16 protein-coding genes are annotated in these 16,341 nt (G+C 61.4%); 7 read left to right on the top strand and 9 right to left on the bottom strand.

What is annotated here, in order from left to right; genetic code table 11:
* Window positions 1–107: 107 nt before the first annotated feature.
* Window positions 108–599, bottom strand: a complete 492-nt coding sequence (locus tag ACFVVC_RS01995) for an SLOG family protein (protein WP_387448434.1) — start codon at window positions 597–599, stop codon at window positions 108–110.
* Window positions 600–755: 156 nt separating this feature from the next.
* Window positions 756–1,091, bottom strand: a complete 336-nt coding sequence (locus ACFVVC_RS01990) for a hypothetical protein (RefSeq protein ID WP_387448431.1) — start codon at window positions 1,089–1,091, stop codon at window positions 756–758.
* Window positions 1,092–3,236: 2,145 nt separating this feature from the next.
* On the opposite strand from ACFVVC_RS01990, the gene ACFVVC_RS01985 reads away from it, so the two are divergent.
* The 3 genes from ACFVVC_RS01985 (at window position 3,237) to ACFVVC_RS01975 (ending at window position 5,374) form a co-directional block, all read left to right on the top strand.
* Window positions 3,237–3,695, top strand: coding sequence for a hypothetical protein (locus ACFVVC_RS01985; RefSeq protein ID WP_387448428.1), 459 nt, complete (start codon window positions 3,237–3,239; stop codon window positions 3,693–3,695).
* Between the two features lie 48 nt (window positions 3,696–3,743).
* Complete coding sequence (locus tag ACFVVC_RS01980) at window positions 3,744–5,057, top strand: hypothetical protein (protein ID WP_387448425.1); 1,314 nt, start codon at window positions 3,744–3,746, stop codon at window positions 5,055–5,057.
* Between the two features lie 86 nt (window positions 5,058–5,143).
* Window positions 5,144–5,374 (top strand): hypothetical protein, encoded by a 231-nt coding sequence (locus tag ACFVVC_RS01975; protein WP_387448423.1) that lies wholly within the window; start codon window positions 5,144–5,146, stop codon window positions 5,372–5,374.
* Window positions 5,375–5,480: 106 nt separating this feature from the next.
* On the opposite strand, the gene ACFVVC_RS01970 is transcribed toward ACFVVC_RS01975, so the two are convergent.
* From ACFVVC_RS01970 to ACFVVC_RS01950, 5 genes are all read right to left on the bottom strand, one after another.
* The gene (locus ACFVVC_RS01970; protein ID WP_387448420.1) at window positions 5,481–6,203 is read right to left on the bottom strand and encodes a hypothetical protein; all 723 of its coding nucleotides are present in this window, start codon (window positions 6,201–6,203) and stop codon (window positions 5,481–5,483) included.
* 147 nt (window positions 6,204–6,350) lie between these two features.
* Window positions 6,351–6,572 carry a hypothetical protein gene (locus tag ACFVVC_RS01965; protein ID WP_387448417.1) on the bottom strand — a complete coding sequence of 74 codons (222 nt, stop codon included), beginning with the start codon at window positions 6,570–6,572 and terminating at the stop codon, window positions 6,351–6,353.
* A gap of 36 nt (window positions 6,573–6,608) precedes the next feature.
* The gene (locus ACFVVC_RS01960) at window positions 6,609–6,989 is read right to left on the bottom strand and encodes a hypothetical protein (protein ID WP_387448414.1); all 381 of its coding nucleotides are present in this window, start codon (window positions 6,987–6,989) and stop codon (window positions 6,609–6,611) included.
* 5 nt (window positions 6,990–6,994) lie between these two features.
* Window positions 6,995–7,393: a hypothetical protein gene (locus tag ACFVVC_RS01955; RefSeq protein WP_387448411.1), complete on the bottom strand. Its 399-nt coding sequence runs from the start codon at window positions 7,391–7,393 to the stop codon at window positions 6,995–6,997.
* An 8-nt stretch (window positions 7,394–7,401) separates the two neighbouring features.
* Window positions 7,402–7,641, bottom strand: coding sequence for a hypothetical protein (locus ACFVVC_RS01950; protein ID WP_387448408.1), 240 nt, complete (start codon window positions 7,639–7,641; stop codon window positions 7,402–7,404).
* A 239-nt stretch (window positions 7,642–7,880) separates the two neighbouring features.
* Between ACFVVC_RS01950 and ACFVVC_RS01945 the strand changes: the two genes are divergently transcribed.
* From ACFVVC_RS01945 to ACFVVC_RS01930, 4 genes are all read left to right on the top strand, one after another.
* Complete coding sequence (locus ACFVVC_RS01945) at window positions 7,881–8,099, top strand: hypothetical protein (RefSeq protein WP_387448405.1); 219 nt, start codon at window positions 7,881–7,883, stop codon at window positions 8,097–8,099.
* Window positions 8,100–8,453: 354 nt separating this feature from the next.
* The gene (locus tag ACFVVC_RS01940) at window positions 8,454–8,765 is read left to right on the top strand and encodes a hypothetical protein (RefSeq protein ID WP_387448402.1); all 312 of its coding nucleotides are present in this window, start codon (window positions 8,454–8,456) and stop codon (window positions 8,763–8,765) included.
* 260 nt (window positions 8,766–9,025) lie between these two features.
* Window positions 9,026–9,967, top strand: a complete 942-nt coding sequence (locus ACFVVC_RS01935) for a hypothetical protein (protein ID WP_387448399.1) — start codon at window positions 9,026–9,028, stop codon at window positions 9,965–9,967.
* A 52-nt stretch (window positions 9,968–10,019) separates the two neighbouring features.
* Window positions 10,020–10,412, top strand: coding sequence for a hypothetical protein (locus tag ACFVVC_RS01930; protein WP_387448396.1), 393 nt, complete (start codon window positions 10,020–10,022; stop codon window positions 10,410–10,412).
* 101 nt (window positions 10,413–10,513) lie between these two features.
* Here ACFVVC_RS01930 and ACFVVC_RS01925 read toward each other — a convergent pair whose 3' ends face one another.
* Window positions 10,514–12,088 carry a DUF4407 domain-containing protein gene (locus ACFVVC_RS01925; protein WP_387448393.1) on the bottom strand — a complete coding sequence of 525 codons (1,575 nt, stop codon included), beginning with the start codon at window positions 12,086–12,088 and terminating at the stop codon, window positions 10,514–10,516.
* The gene (locus ACFVVC_RS01920; protein ID WP_387448390.1) at window positions 12,085–16,272 is read right to left on the bottom strand and encodes an FtsK/SpoIIIE domain-containing protein; all 4,188 of its coding nucleotides are present in this window, start codon (window positions 16,270–16,272) and stop codon (window positions 12,085–12,087) included. The genes ACFVVC_RS01925 and ACFVVC_RS01920 overlap by 4 nt, the downstream gene beginning before the upstream one ends.
* Window positions 16,273–16,341 lie beyond the last annotated feature (69 nt).

Raw genomic sequence — 16,341 nt, 5'->3', positions numbered from 1 at the left:
CTTTGGCGTTTCCTTTCAAACTCTGTCCGTAGACAGCTTCCGGCACCCATTCGAATAAGAGCAACAGCCCTGCAGGACCCGCTGCAGGGCTGTTGCCATGTCCGGGGTCAGGCGTGGCGCAGCGGAGCCTGCAGGACGTCGAACACCTGGATCCCGGCGGCAAGGGCCTTGGCCCTGCAGTGGATCGTGCGGTGTGAGAAGTGACCCTCGACCGCGGGCAGCAGCTGCTGGCGGCGGCCCTGCCTGCACCGGTCCTTGGTGCATCGATCCAGGAAAGCCGTGCAGAGCACCGGGATGCCCTGCTCCTGCAGTGACGGCGCGAGCCGCACCATCTCCGTGTTGCGCTCCATCCCGGCCTTCACGCCATGCTTGTCCCAGTCGGCAGGGATCTCGAGCACCTGGAAGCCGGCTGCGCGCCAGAGCCGTTCCGCCATGGCGTCGGCACCCTTCGGACAGTGTCCGGAGATCAGCAGGGGCCGGGTAACCGTTGAAGGTCCCCACGTGCGCCAGGCGCTGTTGAAGGCATCCTTCATGGCCGCCTCGTCGCCCCAGGTACGGGCACCGGTGACGAGCAGGGCGTGGGTGGTTCCTTCAATCATCCCGATGCCTCCCGGCTGATCATCTGTACCGGCCTCTGTGAGGACCCTGGTGTGGCGGACGGAGTCGTGACGCCATCTGATCGCCGCATCATTCGCGTCCTCTTTCGCCGCAATGCTTTCCGAAATAATTCCCTACGAATCCTCACAGTCGGCAGGTCACTGGTCTGCATCTGCGGCGGCCTTGGTACTGCTCATCCGGGCGCTGCCACACTCGTAGTTGACCTCCACCCGGATCTCCCGGTCCTCGCACATCGGCGTGACGTGGAGGGTGTATCCACCGTCCTTGTCGCGCTCAAGGTAGGCGACACAGACGGTGCTGCCCTCGTCGTCCTCGAAGTCGACCTTGCCGAAATTCTCCGCCGGTGTCGCCTCCGTGACGCGCTCCCCATAGGGGATCCACGGCTTAGCCTCGCACCGGGCTCCGGTGTCGTAGGGCGAGAGCTTCGGCTCTGGCCGGCGTGCAGACCTGGATGTCTTTCCGGTGGGTGTCATGGTGATGCCTCTTCCATTCTCGGGGTGCAGGTGTCGGGCATCGAGTGCAGGTCCCGCCCGGGATCCCCGGCGGCTCGATGTACGGCCCAGCTCCCGTGCCAGCTCCGCTGGCCCTGACGGCCCACTGGTCCCAGCGTGTCGGGACCTGCTCCGAGTGGGCCGCGCAGCGGCCCGGCCGACGGGCCGTCCTCCCCGGACGAACCTGGTGCGCAGCGCCAGGTGATCCACCGCCTGGCTGCACCTCTTGCCGCGTCGTCCACCTGTGGACAAACGCGGCGGGGCAGGCGGCGGGAATCCTCCCCTCAAGCGCAGCGCTGGGCATGGCCGGAGGGAGCGCAGCGACCGACGGACCGGCGAGCGAAGCGAGCGGTGGAACCTTTCGGCCATGCCGACCAACAGCGTCTCGAAGCGCAGCGAGAGACCGGAGCGAAGCGGAGGGTCCGAAGGACCGCTGTTGCCAGGTTCCCTTATGCCCTTTTCCTCTCTTGCCGCCATTTCGCCATTCCACGGCTGGAGCGTTAGAGGAAGCCTGGAATATCAAGGGAAACGACCCGTACACCCTTGACCCGTACACCCCCTCTCCATCCGCGCAGCGGGTGTACGGGTCACGTCGTTTCCCTTGGATTCTCGGGCTTTTGGGTGTACAGCCCTATTGCCGTCCGCTGCAACGCCGTACGGGCGCATCTTCCGCACCACCTTGAGGCACGAGCGGGTACCCGTACGGGTCCTCACACGTAGCGTCAGCGACGCCGGGCGCAGCCCGTTCTGCACCCCTGGTGCACCCTGCTGCCGCAGGCGCATCAGACGCCGCGCGAAGCAGTCCACCACTCCCCGCGACCTGTCGCGTCAGGCTGTGGAAAACTCTGCTGCTACAGCACTGCACTGATCTGTTGGTGCGCTTGCCGCACCGGCGTGCGTGCGCTCATTCCGGCTCTGTTTCACCGTCGCGCCAGCACTTGTCGCACCGCGTCCGAGGCGGGCCCACAGCGCTTCTTTGCCGGGGCCTGTACAGGCCTGAATGCCGCTCCCCCTGGTGGCAGCTGCACGCATGGACGAGCGCCGGCGAGTCCTCGACGTCCACCGCCAGGCCGGTCCCTCGTGGACGCACCAGAAAAGGAGCTTGCCCGGGAAGCATGAAGCTTCCCTGGATCCACCGGAGCCCCTGGTTCCGCAGCGTCGCCGAGCCGCCCGGGTCTCCACCAGGTGTAGCTTCCCGGAGAGCCTCACGGATCCACACCCTCTGGACTGCCACCGTCCGTGAGGCACGGATGGATGCGGAGCTCTCACCCTCTCGCTCCATGCGTGGGCCCTGTTACCCGGTTCGCCCTTTCCCTTCGCTCCCTTTGCGGCCCCCGGGCGGGTCGGTGACGCCATCCCGCAGCCACAGCTGCTCCACGTGTACCGATAGCTCACCAGACCGCTCCGCCGGCGCTCCAGGACTGTCTTCAGGTGCCGCCGGCGGGTGTCCCAGGCACTGATTCAGTCCCGCACAGCTGGACTCCTTCTGGTCCCGGAGTGGACAGATCATGTCCCAGCATGGCCCCACAGGGACACAATTAGGACCCACACAAGACCCGAAAGAGTCCAGACAGACCATTCAGACCCCATTGAGTGCCGGATGGCGCACCTCGGGGCTGTCTCGGGCGCTCTTCTGGTCTTGTGGTGGTCTTCTTCGGGTCTGCTTCGGCTGTGTCCCAGAGGCGGCCTTTTGCGGGTCTTTTCGAGGACTCGGCTGTGCCCCCAGAGGGACCACCACACGCCCGGCGATGTGCGGTGGCCTGTTTCAGGTCCCCTGCTGGTCCTTGTCGGACCGCGTGCCTGTCCCGGGCGGGACCTTGATGAGTCCAGCATCTTCTGGCGCGCCCGTCAGCCTGTGGCCCTTCTGCGGGTCCTGCCGGTGGCTCCGACGGGTCCCGCCGCGGCCAGGTGTCACCGACAGCGATCCACCTGCGATTCCCTGGTGGCCTTTTGCTGGTCCCGGCGTGGTCCTTGCAGAGACCATTGAAAGACCAGTAGAATGATGACTGATAAATGAGTCAAAAGGTACCCGACTGGCAGCAATGCCTCGGGGGACCGCGCAGGAGAGGGGGCCGCGATGACCGGGGACAGTGTCCATCAGTACAAGGGCGTGAGGGGGTACGCACGATGACCGACAAGGCCGAGCCGCGCCGTCTGCGCTGGAGCGTCCCGCGGGCCGATGAGTCGACGAACCGCTGGCTGGATGAGCAGTACGACATTTCGCGTTCGCTCCAGCTGCTGATCCGCGAATCCATCCAGCGCGACGGTTACATCGACGTGGTGAACCGTCCGGTCGAGCAGCTGCCCCGCCGCGGACGCCCGCCGCAGGGCGAACAGGATCCCGGGCGCAGCGGGGACCAGGACTCTGACGAGGACAGCCGCGAGGACAATGGCCCAGCCGACAACCCCAGCCGGGACGAGAGCCGCGACGAGGCTGTTGTACCTGTTGTTGCTGCTCCTCCGCAGCCCGTACAGCGCGTCGTGCCCGCTGAGCCGCCGCCTGCTCCTCCTGTACGCGAGCCCCGCCCCGTTCCCGCCGAGGAGCCTTCGGTCCCTTCGGGGCTGGACGCCTTCCTCACCCGTTGATCCGCACCGCACTTCCTGAGACACCGACTTCCTGAGAGGGACACAACCATGAGCAACACCCGCACCGCCGAGAAGACCATCCAGCTCACCGGCGGCATCGACGTCGGCAACGGCTACGTCAAGGGCGTCATCCGCGGCGAGGTCCACGGCAAGGAGGTCTTCGACACGATCGACCTTCCCTCCGCCGTGGTGAGCACCTCGCGTTCCACGCCCAAGGTGCCCGAAGCTGACGCCGACGCCTTCAAGACGATCGTGGAGGACGATTTCTTCAACCGCGTCGCCGCCTCGTTCACCACTCCCCTGATCGGGCACTCGGACCTGCGCACCTTCGGCCGCGCGGCGCTGAGCACCCCTGGGTCGAAGTTCACGCAGTTCGAGGTCGTCGGCTCCCGCTCGAAGGCCGACCAGGAGCTGAGCTCGGTGCTCGTTCTGGGCGTCTTCGCCGCCAAGGCCCTGCGCGACTACGTCCGTGAACACGGCGCGCTGCCGGACCACGAGCTGCGCGCCACGGTCCGCGCCGGCCTGGCCCTGCCCATCGCCGAGTACGTGCAGCGCCGCAGCGGCTACGCCGCACAGTTCATCGGCCTCCTGGGCGCGGCGGACCCCACGGTGCACCTGGTGACCGTGAAGAACTTCTCCACGCCGGTCACTGTGCGCCTGCAGTTCCAGGACGTGCAGGTTCTGCCCGAAGGTGCGTCCGCGCAGTTTGCCATCACCGACAAGGGCGCGCCGCTGGCCCAGGCTCTGCTCGATGACCTGCGGGCCTCGGACCCCGAGGAGGCGGCACGCCTGCAGGGCGTCACCGCTGAGCTGCTGGTCGGTGTGCGCAACACCGTCGGCGTCGACGTCGGCGAGGGCACCGTGAACTTCCCCGTCTTCACCGACGGCACATTCAACTCTGAGGCGGCCAGCACGCTCGACCAGGGCTACGGCACCGCGCTGACGAACGCGTTGGACCGCATGAGCACCAGCGGGGACAAGGACCTGCGGTTCAAGAACCGCAAGGCGCTGGCCGACTTCCTGCAGCAGGAGCCCAGCGTGTTCCTGCAGGGCCGGTTTGATCGCGCCAAGGGCTACGTGGACGAAGAGGCCGAGTACCTGGCCGAGGAGATCGGTGCACGCTTCGAGGACGTCCTCGCCGAGGTCGGCGGCACCACCGAGGTGGTGTACGTCTACGGCGGCGGCTCCGGCCCGGTCAAGGAGATCCTGCGCCCGGTTCTGCAGAAGGCCGCCGGCGGGATCCCGGTGCTCTACTTGGACGCTGCATACTCCCGGCACCTGAACCGCGAGGGCCTCTACCTGGCAGCCAAGGCCGTCGAGGTCCAGAAGCCCGAGGGCAAGCGCAGCAGGGCGGCGGCGTGACGATCGTGCACCCGTAGCTAGGTCCCGCGAGGACTGCGGACCGGCCAGCAACAGACCAGCAACAGACCCGAGGAGGCATCAGCACTATGACTGACCACGACGAGACCAACGACGGACCCCAGAAGGACCCGAGCGAGACCCCTGAGAAGCCTTCGGGTATCGTCGCACGGCTCCAACACCTGTACGAGGACCGACCTGTGGCCTTTGCCGTGCTCGTGATGGTGGTCTCCGGGCTGGTGTTCCTGCTCGGCGGAGTCCTCACCGGAGCCGCGGATCTCATCGGCATCTCGTTGCTGCCGATGGACAACATGCCGTAGCGCCCGGCAGGCCCAGCGCAGGCGAAAAAAGAGACCTCCCCGGCGGCAGCTGATGCTGCACCCGGGGAGGTCTTTGCTGTGCTGGTGATCCAGATCAACAGGATGGTCAGTCAATGCCATGCTCGGCCGACAGAGTCCTGAGATCGTGGCCGAGAGTGTCCATGGCGGCGATGGCGGCCACGGTGCACTGCTGGGTGGCGGGGCAGCAAAGCGAACGGCGAAGTCCTGCGCCCACGATCTCGACAGCGGGCATGTACTTGAAGAGCATCCGGTACATCCGGGAGTCCTGGCCATGGCCAAGCTGGTGGCGGATGGATCCAGCGTTGTCCTTCAGGTCGCTGGCCTTGATGAGCAGCGCGCGGGAACTCGAGCCGGCCAGCAGCATGAGGTGCTCCTCGTAGGAAATGCTCCCACCAGGATTCGTCACCGCGCCGACGAGCATTGCGACGCGCCGGCCGTAGAGCCGCGTCAGACAGGCCAGCGGGTCTTCCCCCGGCAGGCCGAACGCAGCCAGCAGTTCCTTGCTGCAGTCTTCGACGACATCATGCAGCAGTGCCGCGGCAATGAGCTTGGCATCAGTGGCATCCCAGCGCAGGAGGCGCAGTGCCACGCGCAGCGGATGCTCGATGTACGGCACACGGGGCATGTCTCCCCTGACGAAGCGGGTCTGCTTCCGGTGCAGGAACGAGGCCGTCGCAGCTGCGCCGGTCACAAGCTCCGCGTTGGCAGCGCCGGGGATCAGGCGCTGGGTCTCCCGCTCGAGTTCGAACACGAGCATTGCCGGGTCCATCTGCTTGAGCTGGACACGCGTGGTGGGCAGGGTAGTCATGGCTCTTCCTTTTTTCGGGACGGTTCGTTTCCTGCGGCATGGCACCAGGCGCTGCCCCGCAGCGCTGATCCGTCTACGCAGCAAAGCAAGAGCCCCGTCCCCCGCGCCGCAGCGCAGGAGCCGGGGCTCTCTGTGGAGGTCCTCTGGTTATTGGGACTGGCTACGCTGGGTGCGCCGCCCAGCAGCCCAGACTGCGCCCGACAGGACCACCAGCACGACGCTGGCGATCCATTGGTCGGTCCAGGCGCTGGCCACGATGGCTGGCAGCAGCACCAGGACGTTCAGCACGATTCCCGTAACCAGGAGCGTCTTGCCGGCGGTCCGGAGGATCCGCTCGCGGCGGCCGGTGGTCTGCATCGTGTCAGGCATGGTAGTTCACGCTCCTTCGTCGTGGGATGTGGTCTCTCAGAGCTCGATCCGCTTGCCGCGGGCGAGCTCGGCAGCGGGGATGCTCAGCCGGTAGCCGCCGACCGGGTAGCTGGGGTGGTCGCTGGCGACAACCGCACAGGTCCACCACCCTGCGTGGCGCTTGCGGGGACGGGGTTCTTCCTCACCCTCGGTCCGGGCCTCGCCGCGGTACTCGATGGGCACCACGACGACGCGGTGGCCGGAGCCCCGCTCGGTGGCCTTCCAGGGCAGCTCGATGAGCAGGTCCTGGGGCCACTCGATGATCGTGACCGGAAGTTTGGACAGCTCGTGGTTGGCCGAGCCCTCGGGCGACTGCGCGAGGCGCTGCTGCTCCTGCTCGGCGGTTTCGATGAATCCGAGCTTCTCAAGGAAGGACATGGGGATCAGTGCTCCTGGTTCGTGGGTCGTGAAGAAGTGTGGGTCGGCGCTGTCTCAGTGCTGGACTGGCCGCGAACGAGGTCGGCCAGCGCCTGGGCGTAGGCCTCTTTGGCGCGCTCGACTGCAGCCTGCTCGTAGAGCGAGTGGATCTTCTCGCCGGCGGCGATGCGGTCCTCCACTTCGTCCATGGCCATAACGGCGGCCGCGAGCTGGACTCTGGCCTGCGCCTCGGCACGCCGCAGGTCGGGGTGGAAGGCTTTGCTCATCGCGAGCCGGTGGACGGCTGCAACGCGTTGAGCTTCAGCCTCGAGGCCGGTTTGGGGCTCTGGGGTGGTGGCAATGGACACGGTGATCCCCTCCTGTTTGATGAAGTCGTCTGTACGCTGCGGGACCTGGATCTGCACCGCACCCCTCAGCTCCCGGCCAGCCGGCGGGCGGCTGCCTGGAAGTCCGCGAAGGTGATCTCGCTGTCCTGTGCCTGTGTGGCGTCGACCTGGAACGCAGCGCGGCACCATCCGGTGAAGTAGCGCTGGCACAACTCGCGGTCGGCCTGTCGCGCCTGCTCGTCATAGACGGGCGCACTGGCGACCAGCACATCAGAGCCAAGGTCGAACGGCAGCGCGTCCTGCATGGGTGCGGCGATGGTGCTCATGGCAGTGCTCCTCGGAATCCGGTGGTGGCGCGATGTCTGCGATGCAGGCCGCCCTTCGTCGATGACTCCTCCGTGACAGCTCCGCTGTCACCTCCACTGCCTGCATCTGGAAAACGAAGAAGAACAAGAAGGTTCCGAAGGTCCGCACAGGGGCAGCGCCTGCGGTCCCGAACCGGCCTCTGCACACACCCTGCGATAGGCTTTCGGCGAAGTTCAAAATTCAAAAAAGGGGGGGACTCGTGTCGGGAAGCGCGGTCTATGGCAAGGGGTATTACGCAGGCAAGCAGGATGCCCGTACGGAGGACTTGATCGCCGCGGGGGCCTTGGCAGCTGCCGGTCTCGCTACCGCCGGTGGTCTGAAGGTCTACCGGAAAGCCAAGCAGGCCCACGCAACGCGGCTGGAACAGCGGATGAAGGGCCTCGACGACGGAAACAACGCCGAGGATTCCGGCCAGTAACAGGCCAGGACCGCGTAAAAAGAGACCGCGCCGCGGGAGCACACGCTGTTGGATAGCGGGGCTTCCTGTGCTGAGCCTCGTCGCCAGGTTCAGATAGCGCCGCCCTTACTGTCATCTGCAAGCCACGACGCGGCCGGCAGAACAGGAATCATGTCTAGGTCGACGGAATGCAAAGTCCGCCAGAATTCGGTATCGCTGGCTTTCCCTGGGAACTGGTCCGTGGGTAAAAGGTGAAAAACCCCATCGTTGACGGAATATGTCTTAGCCCGGATCGTGGCGCGGTGAGTCATAACATATGCTTCAGCCAAGCCCCAGAGGTTTCGAAAGGGTTCCGGCGCTAACTGCGGAGGAAATATGGCTCAAATTCTGGAAGTTGATCCAGCACAACTGTCGGCCCTGGGCCAGGCGGTATCGACGGCTGGAGTTAAGCTGCTGCTGGCAAGTAATCACAGTGACATGGGAGGCGATCAGCTCAGTTCCCGGCTTCATCAGACCGGTTGGGGCACCAACCTGGCCACGAGTCTGGGAGCCTACAAGGAGGTTTGGGGTTCTGACGTCTCCCAGACGAAGCAAATGTGCTCCAACGCGGGGTCCTTTATGGATTCATTTGCAGCGGAAGTCTCCCAAATCGACAGCGCTGGTTCATCGAGCTTTCAGCGGTACTAATCATGTATTTCCGTCCGGATCCCCCATCCCAGCACGAAGTCCTGGGATCAGCTCAGCGGTACCGCGACGCGCAGAACGAGTTTAGGGCACAGTCCGATGTCCTTCGACAAATCGCGGGTCAAATTGGACACACTTCTGTTTGGGCTGGTGTATCGGCCGAACATGTCAGCTCGGCTCTCGGAACCATCGCGGACGCAACTGACGGTTTCGCTTCGGCATCAGGGTCAGTCGCTTCAACCCTCGAGGTTCTTGCTTACGCCGTGAGTCCGCTGATCGCCCAACGCCAATCGGTTATCGCGCAACTCAAGCAACAAGCCGGGGAACCGGGCCTCTCAGCCACTCTTGTTTTCTCGAAGCTCAAGGGTGATCTCATCAGTCTTGAGTCCCGTATCCAGCGTTGCTTCGAGCAAGCCAGCGACGACGTGAGGGCCGCGGCCACGCACGCGGCGGCGTGGAGAACAGACATCAACGTCAATCCACAGGCCATGCGTCAGGCGATAGGTGAAGAGATCGGCAAGTCTTTCGCTTCGTTTGCCGGCGGAGTTGTCGACGGCGTCTGGGAGCCGGTCGCCGGCACTTGGAACCTTGTGACCCATCCCGAGTCAGTTGTAAACCTCGTACGCGCCTTCCAGGCTGACGGTCCCGGAACGCTGAAGAAGATGTGGGACGGAATCATTGACGCCGAGACGTGGCAAAAAGACCCCGCCAGGGCCATGGGTAAAATAGCTCCGGGAATTATCGCGACCATACTCACCGCAGGCGAAGGCGGGGCCGCATTGGCTGCAGGAAGAGCCACGGGGAAGGTCGAGCGCTCAGCTGCAACTTACAGCGAAAAAATAGCCACACGTTTCCCCCAGCCCGAGACGCCCGCCTTTGGTGGTCCGTCTAGGGGAGACTACCGCCGGACGTTTTTTGATGCTAATCCCGGAATAGATCCGAGTGCAACAATCGTACATCATGCAGTGGAGCAACAGGTTTCGCGACTTTATCCGGGACTTTTTTCAAGGGATGAGATAAATTCATTATTCAATCTTCGGGGCATTCCTAAAGACATCAACTCTGATTTGCATCTTAGTCAACTGCGGATGGATTGGAACGACTTTTACGAAATGAACCCAAATGCTAGCCGGGAGCAAATTTTGGAGTACAAGAATAAACTAGACAAAATCTACGGCAACCAATTCACACCCAAGGTAAGGTAGTTTTATGGGTTTCTATACAATTCGACCAGCGGTCGACGGAAGTCTGGGCGAGATGAGTGAGTTCGAGCCAGGCTCGAACAAGCGCCGACTCATCAGCTTTCATCTTGTTCTCGAAGACTGGCTTGGCGATGACTTGGTAACGATGACGCCGGGTTTTGCTGTCACTAGGCATCTTGCAGACCGGCTCTCTCGCAGCGGACTGTCTGGGTTTGAGCTCAAGGACATGTATCTGAGCATCTCAGTTGAGGGCACTGAGGCTATGAGGAGGAAGGGCACGCCTATACCCGATCTCGTTTGGATAGATCTAGTGGGCTCGCCGGGGGTCGACGACTTCTCCCTCGCTCCGGACATACCACGTATGGTAGTCAGCGATGCCGCCCTGTCACTTCTCCAAGAGTTCGACATCAAGCGGGCGCGAATTGAGGAGTACCCTCCGGCCGCCTGATCCTGGGTCGACTTATCCGCCCGGGTGGACGCCCGGTACGCGCGCTTCACCAGGCCCCCCCAAGACGCGAGCAGCAGAAACCCAGCTGGCTGGGGACGCCGCTACTCGTACAGGCTGTTGTCGTTCTCTACCACCCTCGTGCGGGTCTTGCGCCTGCCAGAGCTGCTGGTGCTGGCATGCTTGAGATGGTCAAGGAGCTCGGCTTCCTGAACGGGTGGCTCCTCTGTCAAGAACGGTTCTTTGCCCGCATCAGGAGAGGGCGTGTCGGCTTTCCGGTTGCGCTGGAAGTAGTCCCACAGCCGATACTTGATGCGTTCACGGGCGTTGGCGCGCAGCATCACTTCCTTCTCGGTCGCCAGGAACTCACTGACGATGCGGCTCTCCGTCTTGAACCGTTGAAGGCGCTCATCACGCTCCAGTTCGGCCTCTTCGACCGCGATCCAGCCGCGAATCCGAGCCGCTTCCTCCCGGGAGGCGATGGAGCTTGCGTACGCGGTCCGCGGAGTGATGGAGCGCGTAAACTTCATCATCACTGGAAGCAGCTCAAAGAGCAACAAAAACCAGCGGAAAAGGGAGTGAAAGAAATCAGCACCGGCATTGTAATTGCTCGAACCCTCGGACTTGTCGGTTAGTTGAGACAGTGCTTCTTTGCGCTCGAGCAACCCGTCTTTGGCAGTTGGGGCTTGGGCTTCGAACTTCTTGCGGACATCCGAGTAGACAGTTGCGGGAACGGTTCCGTCACTCTTTGCCGGTGGGTTCGGGTTCAGGTAATCGTTGATGTCTTGAATCTTGGCGTTGAGTTCATCGATATGTGCCTTGGTGCTCGGAGCGTCGCCCGTTAGACGGTCGCGCTCGTCCAGCAGGTTCTGGTAATCGGTAGTTCGGCAATATGTCCACCCAAATCCGTTGAGGTAGCAGCTGTAAAACTTGCCGTTACGGTCGGCGAGAGCCTGGATCCGCGCGTCCACATCTGCGATCGCCTTCGTCGCGGTGGAGCTGTCACCGTTGGCCTTATCAATTTGCTGCTGGAGGCTGTTGCGTTCATCAACCTTCGTCTGTATCTGCTTGGCAATTTCAGCATCAATCGTGGCGTTATATTGGGCTACCGCCGTCGCCTGGTTAACCTTAATCTGCTCGCTGATGGCGGAAGAAAAAACCACCATCATCAGGATGTCCGCGAAGAGGAGAGAGCCCACCACCACGAGGCCGAGACGGGGTGCCATTTTGAGGAGTTCAGCAGAGAGGTTGAGCAGCCAGGAGAAGACCGTTCGCCACCACGACTTCCGTCCCTTGACTTCGAACCCGGCCTTTTGATCGCTGACGATCCACCTGTCCAGGAACAAAATAACCAGGAAGTAGCCGGCGAACACCCATGACAGGACGTTAAAGTCCGGGGTCTTCATGTCCGTGAAAATGACCGTGGCAGTCGTGAGGCTCGCCGCGGCAACGGTGGCGGCTACGATGAGTCCCCAGCCGAGACCGACGAACCACCCGCGGTCCCCGAAGGCACGTACAGTTTTTACGTCCCCGCCTGCGAGGTTGATAAAAAGGTCCGAGGGTCGCCAGCTCTGTGGTCCAATGGGCCGCTGGAGGGGGTCGTCCCGGAGATCGCTCGAAGGCGGGACAGGACTCTCCTCAGGATCCAGGGTCTCATCGTCGATCAGCTCAGAACTCATGATTCATTCCTTTCTGAGCGGGCGTGAGGAATCCAAATAAACCGTTGTCCGGATTCATCCACAAGAATTCCTTGACCTGGAAGGTATTTTGACCTGGGCCTGTGGATCAACGGCTCTGCGTAGAGACTGCTGTTTTCGGCAACGACCAGACGGGGATTTGGAGCGAGATACAGGTGAATACTCTGTGTGCGCACAGAGTCGAAACCGGCGACGCTCGAACGGTCCGGCTGAGACGAGCTCTTGATAGTGCAGGCTATGACAATTCTTCGATACCTATGAAGTAGGTTTAATCTTGTGCGAATTGTTAGACCGACTCCGAAGGTTTCTTCCTCATCAAAGAGAAATACCGGCCGGCCGTTGATGCATGCGGCCTCGGGGTACGAAGCGGCCAACCATTTCTCCGCCTCCTGCAATTGCTCGTGCTCGATTTGCGAGGCACCGGTCGGGGCGTCGTATTGAAGCGGGTCTGTCAAAAAATACGCTGATTCTCCCTCAATCTGTTTACCGCAAAGTATCACCCTTTTCCCGGTTCGTTCATAGAGTTGGGCTGCAATAACCCTCAGAACGTTGGTCCTCCCGCTGCGTGCTCTACCGGAGATCAGAAGCGTGTGCTTCGTAAGATCGATAGATCCGATCTCTCCAAGAATGTCGTCACGACCTAAACCAATGGAGTTACTGTTTTCCCACCCCGGGTATACCAGCTCAGGCAGGCTTGGCTGCAACCAAGGCTTGAATTTCGACGACTTACTCAGCCCGGGGGTTGACTCCTCATCGAGGAAATAGAGCTGGATCAGCTGGTCTTGGTCGTTCAAGCCATAACCTGGAAGCCACTCGCTGCGTGGAACACGGTGCTCATAAAAGTTCCGTCCAAGCCGTAACGTGACCCCGATGTCTGACTGGAAGACTTTGTCCGGCTGTTCAGAGCCGATGCTGATAGCCATGTGGATCCCTGCCGCCCGCCCATACCGGGTGAGGTCGATAAGGCGTTCAAGCCAGAGTCCTGTTCTCTGATTCGACTCGAACAGCATCTGCAGACGGTCAAATCCATCGATTATCAGAAGCCGGGGTGGAACGGAGCCGTCGCCCGGTGTTTCCGCCGCCGACCATAGCTGATCAATAACCCTTGTCAGTGAAGCTGCGTCTCCGATGGACGTGATGTACCAGTTGGAGTGCTGACGAGTTCCTGCGAGCTTCGTCAGCTCAGTCTGCGCGTCGAGGACAAAGACCTCGCCAGCGGGATGCTTAGCCAGCCATCCCTCCGCGAGCGACAACAGGCCATGTGTCTTCCCGGTACGAGGAGGTCCTTGCAGAACAAACATCCCCGCCTCCATGTCCACGTCCAGGGACTGGATGCACTGGTTCGCCGGATCGTCAACGACGCCAATAACGATCGGGCCATCGCCAGGAGATTGACTGATTGTCCTTTCGCCGGACCTCTGGACGTCTGGATTTATTCGTCGCGGCTCCTCAAACAGTGATGCCGGCAAAACCGCAACGTCGCGCAGTTCCCGGAAGCTGACTTCCCCTGATCCACTAACTTGAAGCCGGTGAGCTTCCTGATATGAATCTCTGATGGTCTTCACCACATGATCTATTTCCGTCGGCCCGGACGGTGACTTGCCGGTGGCATCCCGATCCGTACTCAGGCCTTGGGACCACACACCCGCTCTCAGAGGGGCCAAGGTCACTCTTTTCCCGCCAGCACGGCCGGGCGGGTTGTACTCCCTGCTCACGATTGGCGATTGGAACTCCACCAGGTTTGACCCACCAGTGCTGAGCAGCGCACGACCGGGGAGACTGCGTGGAATTTGCGCGGCGTCGGGAGCATCAATGATGACGCGGGAGTCCTCGTCGCTGAGTGTGGCAAGCGCGATTTTGGCCCTGATGTTCGCCCTCGTGTCATCGCGGATAACCTTCCTTGAAGGGCGCTGGGTCGTGAGAATTACGTGGATGCCAAGCGATCGCCCACGTTGAGCGATGTCCTCGACGGCTTCAAGCACACTGTAGTCAGCACCCCGTTTGCCTTCGGTCTCTCGAACAAGGGTGTGAAATTCATCAAAGACCACAACAAGCCGTGGCAGCTGTTTGGCCCCCGGTCGGGTAGCAATATTGGCTCGATACTCCTCAAATTCCTTGGCATCACCGGCCTCGAGAAAGGCCGATAGCCGTCGGCGAATTTCGGCTTGAAGGAACTTGATGGCCCGATCGATATTTGCGCCTTCCAAGTCACTGATAAAACCGATTGTATGAGGAACTTTGGCGACTTTCCGGAAGGTTTGTCCGCCCTTGTAGTCGACAAGGAACAGAGAAACTTCATCGGGATTGTATTCGAGGGTGAGACCGAGAACGAACGACCGAAGGAATTCACTCTTACCAGAACCCGTGGTCCCACCTATCAGCATGTGGGGTCCATCTTCGACGAGATCGATGACGAGATCATTGTCCGTCGAGGCCCGTCCAAGCCTGGCAATGAGCTCCTTCGAGGCTGAGCGGGAGACTATGTCGCCATCCTCGTTTGCGATTTTCCAGTGAACGGCTTCAATGTTCCAGACGGTGGACGCCCTGACCGACGGTGGAATGCTCGCACTTGCACCGGAAGCTCTTGGATCGTACAGAGGCGCAAGGCTGAGCGCTGTTCGATCGGGTGAATGCGTATGCTGTACGGGCTCAAAGTCGTCTATTGTCGCGCTGGGCAGCGTCAATGAGGCTCTGGGCTCAGGCTGTCCAGCAAGTGACAGGGCATGGTCCGCCGGAATCTCCAGAAACGCGTCGATGAATTGAGGGATTCCGTCGCGGCTGGACCCGATCCATAAGACATGAAACAGGCCTGGCGTGAGCGAGAGGATCTCCTCTAAGAGGGCCACATCAACGTCCGCGCTTTCATGCAAAATGAAGAGAACATGATGTCTTGCAGTCACCTCGGGCCGCAGGAGGTCCTCCCTGCTCTTCAGGACTTTAAGGACCTCACGAAGGAAAACTGTTGAGGACGTTCTTCCCAGGACCATCCGATTGAGTGGGAGGAATATGGAAGGCGCGGTGACTTGCGGCAACCATTTCATCCAGTCATACGAAGAGCCCAACTCCCCTTCCGGAATAAAAGTTGCAATAGCGAGCTCGGTCGGTGAATGGCTGCAAACCAACTGCAGAAGGATGTCGATGGTGCTGTTCTTGACCGATTGAGCGGGACCTACGATCGCCAGGTTGTGGCTCTTCAGATCGACCAGGACTGGCGTGTCATCGGCTACCCATGACGTTAGATGGTCACCCTCGCGGGTTCGCTTTCCATCCTTGAGCACTGATTCCAGTTCAATCTCATCAAGCTCAACGCCTGCTTCAAGTTCGACGGTTTGGTGGCTACGAAAGCTTCCATTCCCGACAACAACGTGCATAAAGCTTCTGTCCCGGTGAGAACGTCCCCAGGTAGATGCACGGCGTCTGTAGGTTTGCGCCTTGAGCCATTCAGAATCGGGACCAAGTTCCCGAAGTATGTCTTCCTCTTGTCCAGTTAACCGCGTCTGTTCAGAAAGCGACTTCCGGCTCTGTTCGAGCCATACATCGAGGTTCTTTTGATAGACCCTCTCCTGATTACGGCGGTTGCGGAAGTACGAGACAACCATGGGGACTGCCAGCGGAGCAGCCAAAATCAGGGAAAGCCCGTTGTTTGTTACGGCAAAGAGAATTGCCCCGACGCCGATGGGAGTTACTAAGTTCTCGAATTGAAAGTCGGGATTCCTGGGCTTCTCTGGCCGGCGGGAGATCTTTCTGTATCTTTCCCTCAGCGTTGGAGTCTTTGGCACTGCGGTACGCGCCTTCGGCTCGAGCCGCACCTTTCCCAAGGGTGCCTTTCCAATCAGGGAGGCACCGGAGGCTATCACCCATTCAGCACGAACAGGATCGACTTCATCATTCATATCGATGAAAGCAAGGCGGACCCCCGGGGTGAGCCTGACAATAGAACTTGACGGACGCTCACCGCCGACCAGCATCCTTGACATCAATCCATCGCTGAACGCGACTTCCGCGGCATTGCCCTGCCGCTGGATGACCATGCGCTCTCGCCCGAACTGACCATCGTCGACGACAACCTGCGCATCAGAATCCAGGGCGGAAAACACGACAGGATCTCCCTCACGAAGGAGAGTGACACGGCCTTTTCTCGTACCGGCCTCGTCCACGACATACATTTCGTCAGCTTTAAGGTCACTCCCCCGCCCCCGCAGAGGCATGGGGAGCTGGCCCGCGTCCGCAATAAT

This window comes from Pseudarthrobacter sp. NPDC058196, from assembly GCF_042882685.1.
Classification (GTDB): domain Bacteria; phylum Actinomycetota; class Actinomycetes; order Actinomycetales; family Micrococcaceae; genus Arthrobacter.
This window is presented reverse-complemented; position numbering and strand designations above follow the sequence as displayed.